Below are 20144 nucleotides of genomic sequence, written 5' to 3' on the forward strand. Positions count from 1 at the left end.
CCACGCGCCGGGGGTGTTTGGTGCTTGCTCGAATCCAACCCTTTCCCACGTGGTATCTGAGTCATGGCCAAGCCTTCGTTTGTCAATTTGTGGAACAGCTATCCGCCCTACCCGTCCGCCACTCCGGCTTGTGACGGTCCCTATATCAACCAGTGCGCTATTCGTATGAGCATCGCCTTGTGCGGGGAAAAGACCTTACCGGTCAATACTTCGACTTATACGCTGGATCCCAAATGCGCCCATGGACATGCCCGCGGCGCGGAGTCATTGGCCAACTGGCTATGGAAGAAGAACCGCCTCGGCGCGCCGAAGGTCTACACCACCAGCGTGGCAGATCGCACAACGCTGATGGGCAAGACTGGAATCATCTTCTTCAAAGACTGCTACCAACAGAACAGCGACACTGCCGGCCGACCTACGGGTGATCACATCGACCTGTGGAACCGTGGCCTGACCAAGAGCGGTGATCTGTTCTCAAGATCCAAGGCCATCTGGTTCTGGGAGCTTTCGTGATGCGCAGCCCTTTGTTTCTTGCGGCGATGGCGGCAAGCCTCGTCAGTCTAAGCGCGTGCGCCGGGCAGGAAACAGCCACTGCGCCAGCCCCAATTCAAGCGGTCTTCGTCGGGCATCCAGTGAGCCTGACTGACGTTCAAGGTCGCTGCACGCTCGTTAAACCTGACCAAAGCCACCAGACGCTCGATATGGAATGGCCTTGCCAGTTCAGCCTGGGTCCGGACAAGCAACTGCGTGTGGAGACGTTCAACCAAGTGCCGATTTTCTTGGTCGAGCGCAGCGAACACATGCCCGCTCCCAGCCGCGATTGCTTGACCAAAATTCAAGCAGTACGCCTGATCAAGGAAACACTGGAGGTCTCGGATGTGAGTCAGTTCGCCTCCTGCGGCCCTGGCCAATGGGATCAAAAAATGTATACGGCGCTCTTTCGGTGGTAACCGAAATCGCCACCCGTGATCGCCTCCAACCCTCCCTATTGGACCGGTTGACCGACGACGATCCGACCAACCCCAAGGAAAGCGCCGACAAGCGCGTGCTCTCCCTGACCCAATTGAAGGCCTCGGTGCTGCGTGACCTGGCGTGGCTGCTCAACACCACGTCCCTGCTCGACGCCGATGCCACGCTGCACACCCCGGCGGGCACGTCGGTGGTGAATTTCGGCCTGCCGGCGCTGGCCGGCAACAGCGCGTCGAACGTCGATGTCTCGGCCCTGGAAACCTTGATCCACCAGGCCATTGCCACCTTCGAACCGCGCATCCTGCGCCACACCCTGCGGGTGCGGGCCCGGGCGACGGCCGAGATGAACCATAACGCGTTGAGTTTCGAGATCGAAGGCGACCTCTGGGCCCAGCCCGTGCCGCTGCGGCTGATGCTGCAAACCGACCTGGACCTGGAAACCGGCCATGTGCGCGTGGTCAACGCCGATCAGCGGAGACGCCCATGAACCCGCGCCTGCTGGAACTGTACAACCAGGAACTGCACCATGTGCGCGAAAGCGCGGCGGAGTTCGCCAAGGAATATCCCAAGATCGCCAGTCGGCTGACGTTGGCCGGCATGGACTGCGCCGACCCCTATGTCGAGCGCCTGCTGGAAGGCTTTGCTTACCTGACGGCCCGGGTTCAGCTCAAGCTCGACGCCGAGTACCCGACCTTCACCCACAACCTGCTGGAAATCGCCTACCCGCATTACCTGGCGCCGACGCCGTCGATGACCGTGGTGCAGATGCAGGCCGACCCGGACGAAGGCTCGCTGAGCAGTGGTTTCCCGCTGCCGCGCGATACCGTCCTGCGTGCCGCCCTGGGGCGTGAAACCCAGACCTGCTGCGAGTACCGCACCGCCCACGCGGTGACGTTGTGGCCGTTGCAGGTCAGCCAGGCCGAATACTTCGGCAACCCGTCCGCCGTGCTCGGGCGCCTGGCCGCCAGCGAGCCGAAAGCCAAGGCCGGCCTGCGCCTGACCCTGCGCACTGGCGCCGAGCTGCCGTTCAACAGCCTGGCCCTGGACAACCTGCCGCTGTACCTGAACGGCGCCGACGAACAGCCCTTCCGCCTCTACGAACAACTGCTGGGCAATGCCTGCGCGGTGTTCGCCCGCAAGCCTGGCGGCGACTGGGTGGAGCGGCTGCCCCAGGATGCGTTGCGCTCGCGCGGCTTCGACGATGCCGACGCCGCGTTGCCGGTGGTGTCGCGGGCCTTCCAGGGCTATCGCCTGCTGCAGGAATACTTCGCCCTGCCCCACCGTTTCCTGTTTGTCGACTTCACCCAGTTGAGCCGCGCGGTCAAACGCTGCGACGGCCAGGAGCTGGAGCTGATCGTGTTGTTCGACCGTCACGATCCGAGCCTGGAAGGCAGCGTCGGGGCTTCGCAATTCCTGCCGTTCTGCACCCCGGCCATCAACCTGTTTCCCAAGCGCCTGGATCGCATTCACTTGTCGGAACGGGTCAACGAACACCACGTGATCGCCGACCGTACCCGGCCGATGGATTTCGAAGTGCATTCCCTGAGCGGCCTCACCGGCCACGGCACCGGGCCGGAGCAACCGTTCCTGCCGTTCTACGCCGTGCGCGATCCGTCCCGTTATGGCCGCGACCAGGCCTACTACACCGTGCGGCGCGAACCGCGCGTGCTGTCCAGCGACCAACGACGCAACGGCCCGCGCTCGACCTACATCGGCAGCGAAACCTTCGTCAGCCTGGTGGACAGCCAGCAAGCGCCCTACCGCCATGACCTGCGCCAACTTGGCGTGACCGCGCTGTGCACCAACCGCGACCTGCCGCTGTTCATGAGCGTGGGCAACGGCAAGACTGACTTCACCCTCGCCGACAGTGCCCCGGTGGGCGCCGTGCGCTGCGTGGCCGGACCCAGTCGACCACGGGCCAGCCACGCCCACGACGCCAAGGCCTGGCGGTTGATCAGCCAGTTGTCGCTGAACTACTTGTCGTTGAGCGAGCAAGGCCAAGGCGCCGCGGCCCTGCGTGAACTGCTGCGCCTGTACGGCGACAGCAACGACGCGGCCCTGCAATTGCAGATCGAAGGACTGCGGGAAGTCAGCAGCAAGGCCTGCACCCGGCGCTTGCCGATGCCCGGCCCGATCGTGTTCGGTCGTGGCCTGGAGATCACCTTGGAATTCGATGAAAACGCGTTTCGCGGCACCGGGGTGTTCCTGCTCGGTGCGGTGTTCGAGCGCTTCCTGGCACGCTACGTGTCGATCAACAGTTTTACCGAGACGGTGATCCGTACCACCGAACGCGGCGAGATCATGCGATGGAAAGCCAAGCCCGGACGTCGTCCGACCCTGTGAGTACCCTGGAGGCGATGCACCAGGAACCCTGGGAATACGATTTCTTCCAGGCGTTGCGGCGCATCGAGTGCGAATCCCCCGAGCTGCCGCGCCTGGGCCATTCCCTGCGCCTGGCCGATGACCCGTTGCGCCTCGGGCAACAGGCCGACTGCACCTTCGCCCCGGCCACCCTCGCCTCGGTGCAACCGGGCGGCGACGGTACGCCGGCGCGCCTGGAGCAATTCTTCTTCGGCCTCGGCGGCCCCAACGGCCCGATGCCGCTGCACATCACCGAATACGTGCGCGAACGCCAGCGCAACAACGCCGACAGCACCAGCAAGCGCTTTCTCGACGTGTTCCACCATCGCCTGCTCAGCCTGTTCTATCGGGCCTGGGCCGAAGCGCGGCCGACGGTCAGCCACGACCGTCCGGACGATGATTATTGGTCGGCGCGCCTGGCGGCCCTCAGCGGTCGGGGCATGCCGAGCCTGCTCAACCAAGGGCTGATCCCCGACACGGCGAAACTGCACTACAGCGGCCACCTGTCGGCGCAGACCCGCTACCCGGACGGTTTGAAAGCGATCCTCAGCGAGTACTTCGGCCTGCCGGTGGAAATCGAAGAATACGTCGGCCAATGGCTGGAACTGCCGGAACGCAGCCGCGTCGGTGTCAACGCGCAACTGGGCGTGGACTTCTGCCTGGGCCGCTTCGTGTGGGACCGCCAGCACAAATTCCGCATTCGCCTGGGGCCACTCAAGCTCGTTGACTACATGGGCATGCTGCCCGGCAGCCAACCGTTCAACGAGCTGGTGGCCTGGGTCGCCGAATACCTGGGCCACGAGTTGGATTGGGACCTGAACCTGGTCCTGGAACAGCCCGAAGTGCCCGCACTACAACTCAATGGCCGTTTCCGCCTGGGCTTCAACACCTGGCTGGGACGTCCTGAAAAAGATGCCAACGATTTAATACTGGCCCGGCATTACGCCGAACAGGCCAACACCTCACAGACCTCAAGGAGCCATGAGCATGGGTGAAATCAGTCGCGCCGCGTTGTTCGGCAAACTCAACAGCGTGGCCTACAAAGCCATCGAAGCCGCCACCGTGTTCTGCAAGTTGCGCGGTAACCCTTATGTGGAACTGGCCCACTGGTTTCACCAGTTGCTGCAACTGCAGGACTCGGACCTGCACCGCATCATCCGCCAATTCAACATCGAGCCGGCGCGCCTGGCCCGCGACCTCACCGAGGCATTGGATCGTTTGCCACGGGGTTCGACGTCGATCACCGACCTGTCGTCCCACGTGGAAGAAGCCGTGGAACGCGGCTGGGTCTATGGCAGCCTGATGTTCGGCGAAAGCCAGGTGCGCACCGGTTACCTGGTGCTGGGCATCCTCAAGACGCCAAGCCTGCGCCACGCGCTGCTGGGCCTGTCGTCGGAGTTCGACAAGGTCAAGGTCGAAGCCCTGAGCGAACGCTTTGACGAATACGTCGGCGATTCGCCGGAAAACGCCCTGACCGCCAGCGACGGTTTCAATGCCGGCGCCGTGCCGGGCGAAGCCAGCGGCGCCATGGCCCCGGCCGCCATGGGCAAGCAGGAAGCCCTCAAGCGCTTCACCGTCGACCTCACCGAGCAGGCCCGCAGCGGCAAGCTCGACCCGATCGTCGGCCGTGACGAAGAGATCCGCCAACTGGTGGACATCCTCATGCGCCGCCGGCAGAACAACCCGATCCTCACCGGCGAAGCCGGCGTGGGCAAGACCGCCGTGGTCGAAGGCTTCGCCCTGCGCATCGTCGCTGGCGACGTGCCGCCGGCCCTCAAGGACGTGGAATTGCGCAGCCTCGACGTGGGCCTGTTGCAAGCCGGCGCGAGCATGAAAGGCGAATTCGAACAACGCCTGCGCCAAGTCATCGAAGACGTCCAGGCCTCGCCGAAACCGATCATCCTGTTCATCGACGAAGCCCACACCCTGGTGGGTGCCGGTGGCGCCGCCGGCACGGGCGACGCGGCCAACCTGCTCAAACCGGCGTTGGCCCGTGGCACCTTGCGCACCGTGGCCGCCACGACCTGGGCCGAGTACAAGAAGCACATCGAAAAAGACCCGGCCCTGACCCGCCGTTTCCAAGTGGTGCAAGTGGCCGAGCCGTCGGAAGACAAGGCCCTGCTGATGATGCGCGGCGTGGCCTCGACCATGGAAAAACACCACCAGGTGCAGATCCTCGACGAAGCCCTGGAAGCCTCGGTCAAGCTGTCCCACCGCTACATTCCCGCGCGCCAGCTGCCGGACAAATCCGTGAGCCTGCTGGACACCGCCTGTGCCCGCGTCGCCATCAGCCTGCATGCCGTGCCGGCCGAAGTGGACGACAGCCGGCGGCGCATCGAAGCGCTGGAAACCGAGCTGCAAATCATCGCCCGTGAGCACGCGATTGGCGTGGTCATCGGCACCCGCCAGACCCACAGCGAAAGCCTGCTGAACGCCGAGCGCGAGCGCCTGGCCGAGCTGGAAAGCCGCTGGGCCGAAGAGAAAACCCTGGTGGACGAACTGCTGGAAACTCGCGCGACCCTGCGCGAACGCGTCGGCGTGGTGGACAGCGAGGATGGCAGCGAAACCAGTCATGAACTGCGCGAGAAACTGGTGGACCTGCAACAGCGCCTCACCGCCCTGCAAGGTGAAACCCCGCTGATCCTGCCGACCGTGGATTACCAGGCCGTGGCCTCGGTGGTCGCCGACTGGACCGGTATCCCGGTGGGCCGCATGGCCCGCAACGAACTGGAAACCGTGCTCAACCTCGACCAGCACCTGAAAAAACGCATCATCGGCCAGGACCATGCCTTGCAGATGATCGCCAAGCGCATCCAGACCTCCCGCGCCGGCCTCGACAATCCGAGCAAGCCGATTGGCGTGTTCATGCTCGCCGGCACCTCCGGCGTGGGCAAGACCGAAACCGCCCTGGCCCTGGCCGAAGCCATGTACGGCGGCGAGCAGAACGTCATCACCATCAACATGAGTGAGTTCCAGGAAGCCCACACCGTGTCCACCCTCAAGGGCGCGCCGCCGGGCTACATCGGCTACGGCGAAGGCGGTGTGCTGACCGAAGCCGTGCGGCGCAAACCGTACAGCGTGGTGCTGCTGGACGAAGTGGAAAAAGCCCACCCGGACGTGCATGAGATCTTCTTCCAGGTGTTCGACAAAGGCGTGATGGAGGACGGCGAAGGCCGGGTGATCGACTTCAAGAACACCTTGATCCTGCTGACCACCAACGCCGGCACCGAGTTGATCGCCCAGGTCTGCAAAGACCCGCAGAACGTTCCCGAGCCGGAAGAAATCGCCAAGGCGTTGCGCCAACCGCTGCTGGAAATTTTCCCGCCGGCCTTGCTTGGACGCCTGGTGACGATCCCGTACTACCCGCTCAGCGATGAGATGCTCAAGGCCATCACCCGCCTGCAACTCAACCGCATCAAGAAGCGCGTAGAGAGCACCCACAAAGTCGCCTTCGACTACGACGACGCGGTGATCAATCTGATCGTCTCCCGTTGCACCGAAACCGAAAGCGGCGGGCGCATGATCGACACCATCCTGACCAACAGCCTGCTGCCGGACATGAGCCGCGAGTTCCTGACCCGCATGCTCGAAGGCAAGGCGTTGGCCGGGGTGCGGATCAGCGCCGTGGACAACGAATTGCAGTACGATTTCAGCGACGCGGCCTGACTTCAGGTAACACCGCATGACCCTGTGGGAGCGGGCTTGCTCGCGAAGGCGATCTGTCAGTGCCATTGATGCTGACTGGCACACCGCCTTCGCGAGCAAGCCCGCTCCCACAGTGGGTATTGGGCTCCTTCAGTTACTACCATTTGCACGGAACATTCGATGTTATTCAACCAAGCCACCCGCCTGGCCAAGATCACCAGCCCCCTCGGACCCGAGGTACTGCTGCTCAAGGACATGGGCGGCGGCGAAGAACTGGGGCGGCTGTTCAACTATGAGCTGCAACTGCACTCGCTGGACAACGCCATCGACCTCAATCAGGTGCTCGGCAAACCCATGTGCGTGAGCCTGCAACTCGACGGCGGTGGCGAGCGCTACTTCCATGGCATCGTCGCCCGTTTCAGCCAGAACGTCGACCAGGGCCAGTTCGCCAGTTACCAGGCCACCCTGCGCCCGTGGCTGTGGCTGCTGACCCGCACCTCCGATTGCCGGATTTTCCAGAACCTCACCATCCCGCAGATCATCAAGCAGGTGTTCCGCGACCTGGGCTTTTCCGATTTCGAAGACGCCTTGAGCCGGCCTTATCGCGAGTGGGAATACTGCGTCCAATATCGCGAGACCAGCTTCGATTTCGTCAGCCGCTTGATGGAGCAGGAAGGGATCTACTACTTCTTCCGCCATGAGCAGGGTCGGCATGTGCTGGTGCTGGCCGACGCTTATGGAGCCCACGCCACGGCGCCCGGCTACGGCTCAGTGCCGTACTACCCCAAGAACGAGCAGCAGCGCGAGCGTGACCACATCCACGACTGGCACCTGGCCCAGGAAGTCCAGCCCGGTTCGCTTGAGCTCAACGACTACGATTTTCAGCGCCCCAGCGCACGCATCGACGTACGCTCGGCCATGCCGCGCCCGCACACTGCCGGCGACTATCCCCTGTACGACTACCCTGGCACCTACGTGCAGAGCCAGGACGGCGAACACTACGCCCGCACCCGCATCGAAGCCTTACAGACCCAGCACGAACAGGTCGAGCTGGCCGGTAACGCTCGGGGCCTGGGCTCGGGGCATCTGTTCAGCCTCACCGGCTTCACCCGCCAGGACCAGAACCGCGAATACCTGATCGTCGGCGCCCGCTACTACATTTCCCAGGAAAGCGGCGAAACCGGCGGTGGCGCGCCTTCGGCGCAGTTCGAAAGCAGCCTGACCTGTATCGACGCCCAGCGAAGCTATCGGCCACTGCCCATCACCCATCGCCCTATCGTCAAAGGCCCGCAGACTGCGTTAGTGGTGGGTCCCAAGGGCGAGGAAATCTGGACTGATCAGTTCGGCCGGGTGAAGGTGCATTTCTACTGGGACCGTCACGACCAATCCAACGAAAACAGCTCGTGCTGGATTCGTGTGTCGCAGGCTTGGGCCGGGAAAAACTGGGGCTCGATGCAGATCCCGCGAATTGGCCAGGAAGTGATCGTCAGTTTCCTCGAAGGCGACCCGGACCGGCCGATCATCACCGGTCGCGTGTACAACGCCGAACAGACCGTGCCCTATGACTTGCCCGCCAATGCCACCCAGAGCGGCATGAAAAGCCGTTCGAGCAAGGGCGGCACGCCGGCGAATTTCAACGAAATCCGCATGGAAGACAAGAAAGGCGCCGAGCAGTTGTACATCCACGCCGAGCGTAACCAGGACATCGTGGTCGAGGTGGACGAGAGCCATTCGGTGGGCCACGACCGCAATAAAAGCATCGGCCACAACGAAACCGTACGCATTGGCCAAGACCGACTGCGGGCCGTGCAGCGCAACGATGCCTTGCTCGTCGGCGGCACCAAGAGCGACAGCATCAGCACCCAATACCTCGTGGAAGCGGGCTCGCAGATTCGACTGGTGTGTGGCAAAAGCGTGCTGGAGTTCAATGCCAGTGGCGAGATCAACATCTCGGGCACCGCGTTCAATATCTACGCCAGTGGCAATGGCAACATCGACACCGGCGGCCGTTTGGACTTGAACTCCGGAGGCGCCAGCGAAGTGGATGCCAAGGGCAAGGGCATCAAGGGTGTTATCGATGCGGCAGTAAAAGCTTTGTTCCCGGCAAGGGCCAAACACTGAGGTTCACCGCCGGAGCCGCCCCTGGCTGCAACGCTGCTCACTTAAGTAAACGATGATCCCGTGGCGAGGGAGCTTGCTCCCGCTGGGCTACGAAGCAGCCCCCTTTGTGAGTGCTTCGCACTCAAGCGGGAGCAAGCTCCCTCGCCACAGAGTCCATCTTCAAATTTCACTCGTTCGTAAGCCGGTATTGACCGGGCTGCGTCCACGCGACTCGCAAGTACTTGCCGCTCAGCAGTTGCTCGTCACGAAGATATTCGAAAACTTCGGAGGGGCACCATTCCTTGCCCGCCGAAAAGGCCACGCCCAATGAACGGAGCTCATCGAATACCTTAGCCTTCTGCTTGTTATCCGCGACCTGCAAAACGTAGACATCTTTCTCTGCCGCATTCGAAAACCCGATAGCGCGCAGGGAAGAATCCAGCGCGTTATCCATGATTCGAACACCAATCGAGTCACCGTCGGCTCTTTCCACGTAGGCCTTCAGCACACCATCAATCACTCAGAAATTGACCGGCACGAAGTCAGGGCCGCCCAGCTTATCCCGGACGGCCAGGGCGGTGCGCATCAGCGGCCCCCACAGGCCGTTCTGGCTGTTCCAAGTACCGCCCGCCCACCGCGTGTCCTGGACGAGCTCAGCCTTGTTGAGCTCAAGCTGGCGCTGGAGGGCCAGCGCTACAGCCCCCATATCGATCTCGAACAGGTCGGCATAAAGCCCCTCGGGTTGTGCCTGCTTTTTGCTCAGGCAAAACCGGTAGTACCAGACCCACACCGCGGCGACATAAATCGCCCGATTACGATCAGGATAAGTCGCGAGAATCTTGAGCAAAGCCGCCACGAAGCGCCCGGGAAACTGGGGGTCGCGGGTCTGTTGCCAGTAACGCAGCACCAGCAAATCGAAAGCCGCGACGATGTTCTGCGGCTCTTCGTTATCGTTCTTGGCTTCTTGGAAGTAGAACGGCTCGCCGACGAGGAATTTATCCAGCTCATCATTGGCCAGGGCCAGCAGCAATACGTTTTCTAGGGTGGCACTCATTGGATTCTCACTACATCCGGGTTCGCGAGCAGGAAATTGATGTCGTTATTGTGTGGGATGGCCACCTTTCATTGCTCTTGCAGGTAACGCAATGCCCGATGATATTTCGCGGCGCGCTCCAGGTCCTTGTCTCGCACGACGGGCAGCCGGGTAAGGTCAAGATTGTCGTGGATGTCCGCTATTTTCACTTTGGTCGCCAGTGGATTGGGACGAATCCGGTCGATGAATTGTTCATAGGATTCGCCCGGGCGCTTGGTCAGGCAGTCGATAGCCGTCACCGCGACCTCGGGAATGCCAAGCCCGCGCAGCTCATCCAGCGTGACATCGCCGTCTTCGACCACATCATGCAACAGGCTGACCAGTTGCTCTTCAAGCCCGTCGAACTTCATCATCAGGCGCAACGGGTGGAGGATGTAGGGCTTGCCGGCCTTATCCACCTGGCCCGCGTGGACCCTTGAAGCCAGGGCGATTGCAGCGTCCAGAATGCTCATTGGCGATCAGATGGCCGTGCCGCGGTTCGTTCCCGGCTGGACAATCAATAGTTCGTCCAGCTCACGCTTCCTGCAACGCGCCACAAACGGCAGCGCGGCATCCGGGTCACGCTTGAACAGCTCGAAGGTCGCCTGATTGATTTCATAATATTCCTCGTAGTCGGCCATGCCGTTGCTGACCGGTATGGAGACATAGAATCGACCCGATTCCTGTTCGATACCCACGGAGAACATGTGCTCGCGACTGACCAGAACATCTTGGAATTTCATGATTTGCTTACCTCTACGGTCATAACGGCGTCCAACTGAAGTCTTTGGGCAAAATGTCCCCGGCATCGATGACCGCCTCGCTGGCACCCGTCGGCAGCTTGCCGCCAGGAATCCAGAACTCGTTGGCGCCGGCCTCGTTACCTGAAGGAATCCGCAGGTTCATTTCTTTAGGCGCGGGAATATCGACCCGCACAAGGGTACTACTTTCCAGGGTATTTTCTGGCAGCCCCAGCGCCTTCTCCAATGCCCTCTTATCGCCCTTGGCATTGGCAATCAGTTGATCGGCTTCAGCCTTGGGCATGAGGAATGTCGTGCCATCGCGCTGGGCGATGCCGTACTTGTCCAGGTTGGCCTTTGTGGTGAAACGTGAGGCACCGTTCTCGAACTGGGCCAAGTGTTCCTTCACATACTGGGGTGACAAATACTTGTCGGCATCGGGTCGCGAGCCTTTCGGCATGGCCAGGATATCGGCCTCGGTCACGCCAGGCTTGTACTTGGGCGGCGGCAGTTCGGCAGGCTTGGCCGCCTTCGCCATTTTCGGGCTCAGCCCCAACATCGCCATGCCGGCGACACCTTGCAGCAAGTCCCGATAGCCTGGCCCCAGACGATCACCTAAATCGCCTAGCAGCTCCATGCCCCCCAGGATCAATCCGCCCACCACCACGAACTCGACGAGCACGGCGATACCCGCCATGGCGGCCATGACCAACGCAGCACCTGCCGCCAACAACCCCAACACCTCCAAGCCGGTGTGCATCCACCCTTCAAGATCCAGAACAAACGCCACCGACACCGTCGGCCCACCGATAAAGGTATTCGGGCTGCCGGTCTTGATGTGAGCGCCACAGACCATTTTGCTGTGCAAGCGCGCCGCCGGCTTGCCGTTGATGAACACCGTGGCGCTGCCTTCGGCGATCAGCACCGGGAAGGGCCAGATCGGGTGGTTCATCGGCAACCCGGTGCAGGAAGATGACGTGTCTTCGCCCGCCCGCATGGCATTGCGGTCGTTGATGTAGACGTTGAAGCTGCCCATGATCAACGCCCCCGTGGTGGGCTCGGGCAGGTTGAAGATGGTGGAAAGGCCTTTGACGATCTGGAACATCGACAAGCCGCCGGCGGCAATCGAGCCGGCCATGATCGCCAGGGCCACGCCGCCCGTGGCCACCGTCGCGGCAACGACCGCGGCGCCAATCAAGGCGCCGGCCACGGCTCCGGCGACCATCGCGGCCAACCCGAACCCGTGGGCTATTTCATCCCCCAGACGTGCTGCAGCCTGTGCATCCATGATGTGTATGAGTACTCAGTGGGACGTGTCGATGCTCAGGCAATCGGCGGCTGTGGCTTGAACGAATGCATCGCCAGCTTCCAGGCCGGCTCGTGATAAGGGAAATCGCTCGGTGTAGTGGTCAGGGTGGTGATCAGCACCGCCGGCTTACGCTCGATGAACACCTGGCGCAGCATCAGTTCACGCCCCTCCCGTTGCCAGGTGTAATCCAGCAACGTGGTGGTGAGCCCCTGCAGCACCGTGTCCCAGCGCTGGACCAGCTTGAAGCCCGGCAGTTGCTGCTCCGCGCTTTTGAGCTGGCGGTCCACGTACTCGGCAAAGGGCGCGTCGCCCTGGGTGGCATCGCGGCTGATTACAAAACTGGCTTCTTTAGCGGGACCGACGGCCGGCAGCTTGAAAATATTGATGCTCTGGTCCTGCCAGGCATCGGGGATTTCGAGATCGGCTTCTTGAATGCGGTAAGAGGTCACAGTAATCGCTTTCCATGGACGTGAGGTGACGCGCGAAGGAGCAGATATTCAAGTAATGCCTGGGAACAATCAAGAACCGGGTTCCTCTGCCCCGCGTAACAAACTACATTATGCGATCAGCGTCACTACTCTAGCGATCAAGCGCCCCGTAGGAGCTGCCGAAGGCTGCGATCTTTTGATCTTTCGCTTTAGACTCAAGGGTCTGGGCAAAGATCGCAGCCTCGCGTTGCTCGACAGCTCCTACGAGGATGCAAGGCATCAACAAGGGATAATTGATGTTATTCAACCAAGCCACACGCCTGGCCAAGATCACCAGCCCCCTCGGACCCGAGGTTCTGCTGCTCAAGGACATGGGCGGCGGCGAAGAGCTGGGGCGGCTGTTCAACTACGAGTTGCAGTTGCACTCGCTGGACAACGCCATCGACCTCAACCAACTGCTCGGCAAGCCCATGTGCGTGAGCCTGCAGCTCGACGGTGGTGGCGAGCGCTACTTCCATGGCATCGTCGCCCGTTGCAGTCAGAACGTCGACCAGGGCCAGTTCGCCAGCTATCAGGCCACCTTGCGCCCGTGGTTGTGGCTGCTGACCCGCACCTCCGATTGCCGCATTTTTCAGAACCTGACCATCCCGCAGATCATCAAGCAGGTGTTTCGCGACCTGGGTTTTTCCGATTTCGAAGACGCCTTGAGCCACCCCTATCGGGAGTGGGAATACTGCGTCCAATATCGCGAGACCAGCTTCGATTTCGTCAGCCGCTTGATGGAACAGGAAGGGATCTACTATTTCTTCCGCCATGAGCAAGGTCGACATGTGCTGGTGCTGGCCGACGCTTACGGAGCCCACACCACGGCACCCGGCTACGGCTCGGTGCCCTACTACCCGAAGAATGAGCAACAGCGCGAGCGCGATCATATTCATGATTGGCACCTGGCCCAGGAAGTCCAGCCCGGTTCGCTTGAGCTCAACGACTACGATTTCCAGCGCCCCAGCGCACGCATCGACGTGCGCTCAGCCATGCCGCGCCCGCACACGGCTGGCGACTATCCGCTGTACGACTATCCCGGCACCTACGTGCAAAGCACCGATGGCGAACACTACGCCCGCACCCGCATCGAGGCCTTGCAGACCCTGCACGAACAGGTGGAGCTGGCGGGCAACGCCCGAGGCCTGGGCTCGGGGCATCTGTTCAGCCTCACCGGCTTCAGCCGCCAGGACCAGAACCGCGAATACCTGATCGTCGGTGCCCGCTACTACCTCTCCCAGGAAAGCGGCGAGACCGGTGGCGGCGCGCCGACCGCGCAGTTCGAAAGCAGCCTGACCTGCATCGACGCCCAGCAGAGTTATCGTCCGTTGGCGATTACTCACCGCCCCATCGTCAAAGGCCCGCAAACCGCGTTGGTGGTCGGCCCCAAGGGCGAGGAAATCTGGACCGATCAGTTTGGCCGGGTGAAGGTGCATTTCTATTGGGACCGTCACGACCAGTCCAACGAGAACAGCTCGTGCTGGATCCGGGTGTCGCAATCCTGGGCCGGAAAAAACTGGGGCTCGATGCAGATCCCACGCATCGGCCAGGAAGTCATCGTCAGCTTCCTTGAGGGCGACCCGGACCGGCCGATCATCACCGGCCGCGTCTACAACGCCGAGCAGACCGTGCCCTACGACCTGCCAGATAACGCGACCCAGAGCGGCATGAAAAGCCGTTCGAGCAAGGGCGGCACGCCGGCGAATTTCAATGAAATCCGCATGGAAGACAAGAAAGGCGCCGAGCAGTTGTACATCCATGCCGAGCGCAACCAGGACATCGTGGTCGAGGTGGACGAGAGCCATTCGGTGGGCCACGACCGCAACAAAAGCATCGGCCACAACGAAACGGTGACCATCGGCAACAACCGCCTGCGCATCGTCAAGCAGGAGGACATCCTCTCGGTGGGCCAGCGCAAGACCGACAGCATCAGCCAGAGCTACGTCATCGAGGTGGGTGAAAACCTGCGCCTGGTGTGCGGTGAAAGCATCCTGGAGCTCAACGCCAGCGGCCAGATCAACCTGACCGGCGTGCAGATCAGCTTTTACGCCAGCGGCGACGCCGAGTTCAACACTGGCGGCGTGCTGCACCTGAACAACGGCGGCGGCCCCGGTGCCACGCCTGACGGCCAAGGCGTCAAGGGCAGCATCGACGCCAACATCAGCGCCGCGTTCCCCAAGGGCTAACTTCGAGATTCAAGCGCCATGACTTACCGCCTCAATGAATTCCAGCTCCAGCTGCCGCCAAGCGAGTTGCTGGACGCTACGATCAACATCCTCAAGTTCCCGGAACTGGGCACCTCCTTGATCATCAGCCGCAGCCTGCTGGCCGAGGGCGAGACGCTGCAAAGCAACCTCGACGACCAACTCAAGCGCCTGGAAAAACAGGTCCAGCAACTGCGCTGCCAGCCGGGCGCCACCGTGCGCGTGGGCGACAACCAGGAAGTCGAAGCCATCGAATTGCGCAGCCAGTTCGACAAGGGCAATGAAAAGGTTTTCCAGTATCAGCTCGCACTGGTACTGCCCGGCACCCGCAAGATGCTGGCCCTCAGTTATGTGAAAGCCGAGAAACTCGGCGATGCCGAAGCGGCGCATTGGGCGACGATCAAAGGTTCGCTGGTGTTCGATACCCCGGCCTGACGACCATCCCTGTGGGAGCGAGCCTGCTCGCGATTGCGATGGGTCAGCTATATGGGTGCCGGATGTACCGACGCCTTCGCGAGCAAGCCCGCTCCCACAGGGGATTAGCGGCGGCCAGGGAATTCGAACTCACCCCGGATCAAATGCGGGAGCGGGCTTGCTCGCGAAAGCAGTGGGTCAGACGCTGATGAGGTTGACTGATCGGGCCCCATCGCGAGCAGGCTTGCTCCCACAGAGGATTGACGATGGTTGGGAAGTTGAAGATGGAACAAAAGGTACCCGCTCTGGAATCGCCTCAAACCAAAGCGGATCAAGCGCCAGAAATGGCATCAATGAGCATGCCGTAACCCACAAGGACATCGGCGCAATGGAAGGCATCAAATTGCTTGAACCCACGGTCATCCACCACCCTACCCGCCTGAGCAACGTGCATGTCTGACGCGCTCTGGGCCGCCCGCCTGGGCGATGCACTCAACCACACCTCGATGATGGCCGACATCCTCGGCGGCGTCCTGGAAGTGGCGGCGAACATCGCGATCACCGCCCTGGCGACAGCCGCCGTGGTCGCGGCCACGGGCATCACCGTGGTCACCGGCGGCCTGGGCTGCTTCGTCCTGGGCCTGGTGGTGGGCACCATTGTCGGCCTGGCCATGAGCAAGACCGGGGCCGACAAAGGCCTGAGCAATATATGCGAGGGCATCGGCAACGCCCTCTTTCCGCCCACGGTGCAGGCCAACATCCTCACCGGCTCCAAAGACACCTTCACCAACAACATCCCCTCGGCCCGCGCCGCCGGCGCTGTTGTTTCCCAAGTCGCACCGGCCGGCACCGAACTGGACATGCCCGAGCCGGAAGAAGAAGCCGAAGCCAGTTACCTGGACATGGCCGGGGAATTCTTTTCGCAGATGTGGCGCCCCACGGTCGCCTCGCCGGCCCCCGGTACGGAGACCCGGCCAGAAGACCTGGTGATCTGCACCAAGCACCCACCGATGCCACCGCAGTTCATGGCCGAAGGCTCGGAAAAGGTCACCATCAACGGCCAGCCCGCCGTGCGCAGTGGCGACCGCAGCACCTGCGATGCGACGGTGGTGTCGGCCGGGCTGATCTCGCCCGACGTGACCATCGGCGGCGGTTCGGTGGTGGTGCGCGAGATTCGCAGCGGCAAGACCCCGGGCGTCGGCCTGGCAGTCACGGCGTTGTTGATGCTCAAGGGCGGCAAGGGCAAGTTCTTCAGCAAACTGCCGTGCATGCTGGTGGGCGGCGCGGTGTCCATGGCCGCCAGCAGCGCGGCGAACGCAGCGGCCAATGCGGCCATGGGTTCGTCGAACCCGGTGCATGCCGCCACCGGGGCCAAAGTGCTGGGCGGCGACGAGGAGCTGGATTTCGTCTTGCCCGGCATCCTGCCCATCGACTGGCAACGCGTGTACAACAGCCGCGATGAACGCCGCGACAGCCTGTTCGGCGCTGGCTGGAGCGTGGCCTACGAAGTCCAAGTGGAGATCCTGCCCCACCCTGACGGCGGCGAAACCCTGATCTACACCGACGAACAGGGCCGGCCCATCGACATGGGTTCCATCCCCTTGGGCGGCGCGGTGTTCAGCGCCGGCGAAGGCCTGGCCGTGCGCCGCCATGTGAGCGGGCAATTGCTGGTCGAAAGCGAAGATGGCCTGTACCGTTTGTTCGAACCTTCGCCCGCCAACCCTTCGCACCTGCGCCTGAGCCAACTGGGCGACCGCAACGACAACCGCATCCACCTCGACTACGACGACGCCGGACGCCTGGTGCGCCTGCGCGACACCTTCGACCTGGTGCAAGTCGAGCTGATTCGCGCAGGCGAACGCATCACCCACATCGAGCGCCTCTACCCCGACCAAACCCGCGAGGTACTGGTCAGCTACGCCTACGACGCGGCGAACACCCTCGCCGAAGTGCGCGACGCCACCGGCCAGGTGCAACGGCGCTTCCGCTACGACGCCGGGCAACGGATGGTCGAGCACCAGTTGCCCACCGGCCTGCACTGCTTCTACGAATGGGCCCAGATCGACGACCAGGAATGGCGCGTGGTCCGGCACTGGACTGACGAAGGGGACGCCTACCAGTTCGACTATGACCTTGCCGCCGGCCTCACCCGCATCAGCGACAGCCTGCAACGGGTCAGCATCCGGCAGTGGAACAGCCAGCACCAGATCACCCGGTTCACTGACAACCTCGGTCAGACGTGGTTGTTCGAGTGGAACGATGAGCGCCAGTTGCTCAGTGCGACCGATCCGCAGGGCGGTCAGTATCAATTCAACTACGACGACGCCGGCAACCTGATCAGCGAAACCGACCCGTTGGGCCGCAGCGAATCCACCCTCTGGCTCGAACATTGGGCCCTGCCGCTGGCGGACACCAACGCCGCCGGCCACAGCTGGAAATACCGCTACGATCAGCGCGGCAACTGCACAGCGGAAACCGACCCGCTGGGCCACATCACCCGCTACCGCTACGACGCCCACGGCCAGGTCGTGGAAATCATCGACGCCACCGGCAAAAGCAAAAAGCTGCGCTGGAACCCGTTCGGCCAATTGGTGGAACACGTCGATTGCTCGGGTTACCCGACGCGCTTCAGCTACGACGCGCGCGGTTACCTGCAAATCATCACCGACGCCCTCGGCGAGCGCACCCAATTCAGCTACGACGCCCAGGGACGTCTGCTCAGCAGCCAGTTGCCGGACGGCCGAACCGAACACTACCAGCGCGACACCGCCGGCCAACTCACCTGCTACACCGACCCGGCCGGGCACACCACGCTTTACCAACACAACCGCCGCGGCCAGGTCCGCCAACGCACCGACGCCCAGGGCCGGCAAGTGCAGTTCGCCTACGACAGCTTCGGCCGGCTGCAAGCGCTGACCAACGAGAATGGCGAGAGCTACCGGTTTGCTTGGGATGCAGGGGATCGGTTGAGCGAACAGCGCAACCTTGATGGCAGCGCCAAAGGCTACACATACGACGGTCTCAACAACGTAAAACGAGTCGAAACCTTCGCAGCGCCGCAAGGTGATCATCAGCCCAGTGAAAAGACCATTGTTCATCATCTGGAACGTGATGCCATTGGCCGGCTGACCACCCGAATCACACCTGATGGACAGTCCCGGTACAGCTATAGCCCGTTGAATCAGTTAATCGAAGCCACCGTCATCGATAACGACGGCAGCGAACAACGACTGGGCTTTGCTTATGACGCGCTGGGTTATCTGATTGAGGAGCAGAGTTCAGCAGGCGTTCTGAAGCATCACTACGACGAACTCGGCAACCTGATCCAGACCCACCTACCCGACGGCCGTTGGGTCAACCGCCTGTACTACGGCAGTGGTCATCTGCACCAAATCAACCTCGACGGCCACGTCATCAGCGACTTCGAACGCGACCGGCTGCATCGAGAGGTGCTGCGCACCCAAGGCCACATCAGCACACGGAGTGAGTATGACCGTAGCGGGCGCTTACGCAGCCGCCAACGCCGGCATACCAGCCAGGCGGCGTTGATGCCTGCCGCAGATCAAAGCCATTTTGAGTTTGATCCTGGCGACCACCTGGTGGCGCGCCTTGAACGGCAGCCAAAAGGTCAACAACGCCAATTGCTGCACTACGATGTGACCGGCCGCATCCTGGCAAGCCAGGGCACTCGACAAGGCCAGAATGAAACGTTTTCCTTCGACGCCGCCGCCAATCTCCTCGACAGTTCACCCGGAACAGGTGGACGGGTTACGCACAACCAACTCAAGCGCTATCAGGACAAGCACTATCGCTACGATGGTTTTGGCCGAATGATTGAAAAGCGCAGTGGGCGACATGGCCTGCAGCGTTTCAGTTACGACTCGGATCACCGGCTGGTTGAAGTTCGAACCCAGAAATCCGACGGTGAAAACGTCGTCAGGATGCGCTACGACCCGTTGGGCCGAAGGATTGAGAAAACCGAACATGACGACAACGGGCGTCTCATCGCCTGCACGCGTTTCGACTGGGATGGCCTGCAATTACTCAAGGAACATAAAAACAGCCTGACCAGCCTGTACCTCTACATCGGCGACAGTCACGAGCCCTTGGCCCGGGTCGACGGCATCGGTGAGCATCAACGCATCCGCTATTACCACAACGACCCCAATGGTCTGCCACAAACCTTGACGGAAAGTGACGGCCATCCGCTATGGCACGCTCACTACCAGGTATGGGGCAACACCACTGATGAAGTCCGTGAGCCGTACTACATCGAAGAACAGAACCTGCGCTTCCAGGGGCAATACCTGGACCGGGAAACAGGCCTGCACTACAACACCTTCCGCTTCTATGATCCCGACATAGGCCGCTTCACCACGCCCGACCCGTTGGGCTTGGCCGCAAGCCTGAATCTTTATCGCTACGCACCGAATCCATTTACCTGGATCGACCCGCTGGGGCTCAAAGAGAATGAGATTATCCGGTACATGGGCGAAAGCGAAACCGTCTCGTCCAAGGCCGCCAACGGAGGCAAAGGTGGCTTGGTTCCGAATATCCGAGGAGAGAAAGCGGTCTGGGTCAACCAGGACAGTAACCCTGGATTCAACCCAGGCAATGAGAAGTATCGGGTAGTGGCCACCGTCAATAACGAAGGGGTCAGCATGCTCAATAACCACAAGGACATCTCTACCGTTGACTATAAAGAGACGGGCCTGAAAGATGGCGTGCTGTCCAAGACGAATGAGCCCAAGGCCAGAGGCATCGGTTTCCGATTATTGGATAAATTCAATAAAACCATTACGTCCTTTCGTGTCGAGAAGAAAGGCCCGAACGGAAAATGGAAGACCTGCGGATAACGCC

General features: G+C 61.8%; 16 protein-coding genes. 10 read left to right on the plus strand and 6 right to left on the minus strand.

The genetic code is table 11. The features are described 5' to 3' along the window. Positions 1-63: 63 nt before the first annotated feature. From J3361_RS21020 to J3361_RS21050, 7 genes are all read left to right on the plus strand, one after another. Positions 64-513, plus strand: a complete 450-nt coding sequence (locus tag J3361_RS21020) for a type VI secretion system amidase effector protein Tae4 (RefSeq protein ID WP_207966139.1) — start codon at positions 64-66, stop codon at positions 511-513. Next, the gene (locus J3361_RS21025) at positions 513-950 is read left to right on the plus strand and encodes a hypothetical protein (protein WP_207966140.1); all 438 of its coding nucleotides are present in this window, start codon (positions 513-515) and stop codon (positions 948-950) included. The genes J3361_RS21020 and J3361_RS21025 overlap by 1 nt, the downstream gene beginning before the upstream one ends. Beyond that, a complete protein-coding gene (tssE, locus tag J3361_RS21030; protein WP_039593609.1) occupies positions 944-1456 on the plus strand; it encodes a type VI secretion system baseplate subunit TssE in 513 nt (170 codons plus the stop codon). Before J3361_RS21025 ends, tssE begins: the two co-directional genes overlap by 7 nt. Continuing rightward, on the plus strand, positions 1453-3312 hold the full coding sequence (gene tssF / locus J3361_RS21035; protein WP_207966141.1) for a type VI secretion system baseplate subunit TssF: 1860 nt from the start codon (positions 1453-1455) through the stop codon (positions 3310-3312). Before tssE ends, tssF begins: the two co-directional genes overlap by 4 nt. Then, entirely contained in the window at positions 3276-4325 is a 1050-nt protein-coding gene (tssG, locus tag J3361_RS21040; RefSeq protein ID WP_207966142.1) for a type VI secretion system baseplate subunit TssG, read from the plus strand. Before tssF ends, tssG begins: the two co-directional genes overlap by 37 nt. Further along, positions 4318-6996 carry a type VI secretion system ATPase TssH gene (gene tssH, locus J3361_RS21045; RefSeq protein WP_207966143.1) on the plus strand — a complete coding sequence of 893 codons (2679 nt, stop codon included), beginning with the start codon at positions 4318-4320 and terminating at the stop codon, positions 6994-6996. Before tssG ends, tssH begins: the two co-directional genes overlap by 8 nt. A gap of 159 nt (positions 6997-7155) precedes the next feature. Continuing rightward, a complete protein-coding gene (locus J3361_RS21050; protein ID WP_207966144.1) occupies positions 7156-9096 on the plus strand; it encodes a type VI secretion system tip protein VgrG in 1941 nt (646 codons plus the stop codon). Between the two features lie 166 nt (positions 9097-9262). Here the strand turns inward: J3361_RS21050 and J3361_RS21055 are convergent, their stop codons facing one another. From J3361_RS21055 to J3361_RS21080, 6 genes are all read right to left on the minus strand, one after another. Then, a complete protein-coding gene (locus J3361_RS21055) occupies positions 9263-9529 on the minus strand; it encodes a hypothetical protein (RefSeq protein ID WP_243458960.1) in 267 nt (88 codons plus the stop codon). Positions 9530-9595: 66 nt separating this feature from the next. Further along, on the minus strand, positions 9596-10129 hold the full coding sequence (locus tag J3361_RS21060; RefSeq protein WP_207966146.1) for a hypothetical protein: 534 nt from the start codon (positions 10127-10129) through the stop codon (positions 9596-9598). A 68-nt stretch (positions 10130-10197) separates the two neighbouring features. Then, complete coding sequence (locus tag J3361_RS21065; protein ID WP_207966147.1) at positions 10198-10620, minus strand: GTP pyrophosphokinase; 423 nt, start codon at positions 10618-10620, stop codon at positions 10198-10200. A 6-nt stretch (positions 10621-10626) separates the two neighbouring features. After that, positions 10627-10890 carry a hypothetical protein gene (locus J3361_RS21070; RefSeq protein ID WP_207966148.1) on the minus strand — a complete coding sequence of 88 codons (264 nt, stop codon included), beginning with the start codon at positions 10888-10890 and terminating at the stop codon, positions 10627-10629. 19 nt (positions 10891-10909) lie between these two features. Then, the gene (locus J3361_RS21075) at positions 10910-12175 is read right to left on the minus strand and encodes a PAAR domain-containing protein (protein ID WP_207966149.1); all 1266 of its coding nucleotides are present in this window, start codon (positions 12173-12175) and stop codon (positions 10910-10912) included. 35 nt (positions 12176-12210) lie between these two features. After that, positions 12211-12645 carry a DcrB-related protein gene (locus tag J3361_RS21080; protein WP_207966150.1) on the minus strand — a complete coding sequence of 145 codons (435 nt, stop codon included), beginning with the start codon at positions 12643-12645 and terminating at the stop codon, positions 12211-12213. Between the two features lie 275 nt (positions 12646-12920). On the opposite strand from J3361_RS21080, the gene J3361_RS21085 reads away from it, so the two are divergent. From J3361_RS21085 to J3361_RS21095, 3 genes are all read left to right on the plus strand, one after another. Further along, positions 12921-14852 (plus strand): type VI secretion system Vgr family protein, encoded by a 1932-nt coding sequence (locus J3361_RS21085; protein WP_207966151.1) that lies wholly within the window; start codon positions 12921-12923, stop codon positions 14850-14852. Positions 14853-14870: 18 nt separating this feature from the next. Next, positions 14871-15305, plus strand: coding sequence for a DcrB-related protein (locus J3361_RS21090; protein WP_207966152.1), 435 nt, complete (start codon positions 14871-14873; stop codon positions 15303-15305). A 431-nt stretch (positions 15306-15736) separates the two neighbouring features. Further along, positions 15737-20140: an RHS repeat-associated core domain-containing protein gene (locus tag J3361_RS21095; RefSeq protein WP_243458961.1), complete on the plus strand. Its 4404-nt coding sequence runs from the start codon at positions 15737-15739 to the stop codon at positions 20138-20140. The last annotated feature ends 4 nt before the right edge of the window (positions 20141-20144 follow it).

Origin of the sequence: Pseudomonas sp. OA65, assembly GCF_017498305.1 — a bacterium.
Classification (GTDB): domain Bacteria; phylum Pseudomonadota; class Gammaproteobacteria; order Pseudomonadales; family Pseudomonadaceae; genus Aquipseudomonas; species Aquipseudomonas zanjanensis.

Coding starts and splice junctions, on each gene's coding strand:
- J3361_RS21020 (WP_207966139.1), top strand. CDS start 64: ATGGCCAAGCCTTCGTTTGTCAATTTGTGGAACAGCTATCCGCCCTAC.
- J3361_RS21025 (WP_207966140.1), top strand. CDS start 513: ATGCGCAGCCCTTTGTTTCTTGCGGCGATGGCGGCAAGCCTCGTCAGT.
- tssF (WP_207966141.1), top strand. CDS start 1,453: ATGAACCCGCGCCTGCTGGAACTGTACAACCAGGAACTGCACCATGTG.
- tssG (WP_207966142.1), top strand. CDS start 3,276: ATGGAAAGCCAAGCCCGGACGTCGTCCGACCCTGTGAGTACCCTGGAG.
- tssH (WP_207966143.1), top strand. CDS start 4,318: ATGGGTGAAATCAGTCGCGCCGCGTTGTTCGGCAAACTCAACAGCGTG.
- J3361_RS21050 (WP_207966144.1), top strand. CDS start 7,156: ATGTTATTCAACCAAGCCACCCGCCTGGCCAAGATCACCAGCCCCCTC.
- J3361_RS21055 (WP_243458960.1), bottom strand. CDS start 9,529: ATGGATAACGCGCTGGATTCTTCCCTGCGCGCTATCGGGTTTTCGAAT.
- J3361_RS21060 (WP_207966146.1), bottom strand. CDS start 10,129: ATGAGTGCCACCCTAGAAAACGTATTGCTGCTGGCCCTGGCCAATGAT.
- J3361_RS21065 (WP_207966147.1), bottom strand. CDS start 10,620: ATGAGCATTCTGGACGCTGCAATCGCCCTGGCTTCAAGGGTCCACGCG.
- J3361_RS21070 (WP_207966148.1), bottom strand. CDS start 10,890: ATGAAATTCCAAGATGTTCTGGTCAGTCGCGAGCACATGTTCTCCGTG.
- J3361_RS21075 (WP_207966149.1), bottom strand. CDS start 12,175: ATGGATGCACAGGCTGCAGCACGTCTGGGGGATGAAATAGCCCACGGG.
- J3361_RS21085 (WP_207966151.1), top strand. CDS start 12,921: ATGTTATTCAACCAAGCCACACGCCTGGCCAAGATCACCAGCCCCCTC.
- J3361_RS21090 (WP_207966152.1), top strand. CDS start 14,871: ATGACTTACCGCCTCAATGAATTCCAGCTCCAGCTGCCGCCAAGCGAG.
- J3361_RS21095 (WP_243458961.1), top strand. CDS start 15,737: ATGTCTGACGCGCTCTGGGCCGCCCGCCTGGGCGATGCACTCAACCAC.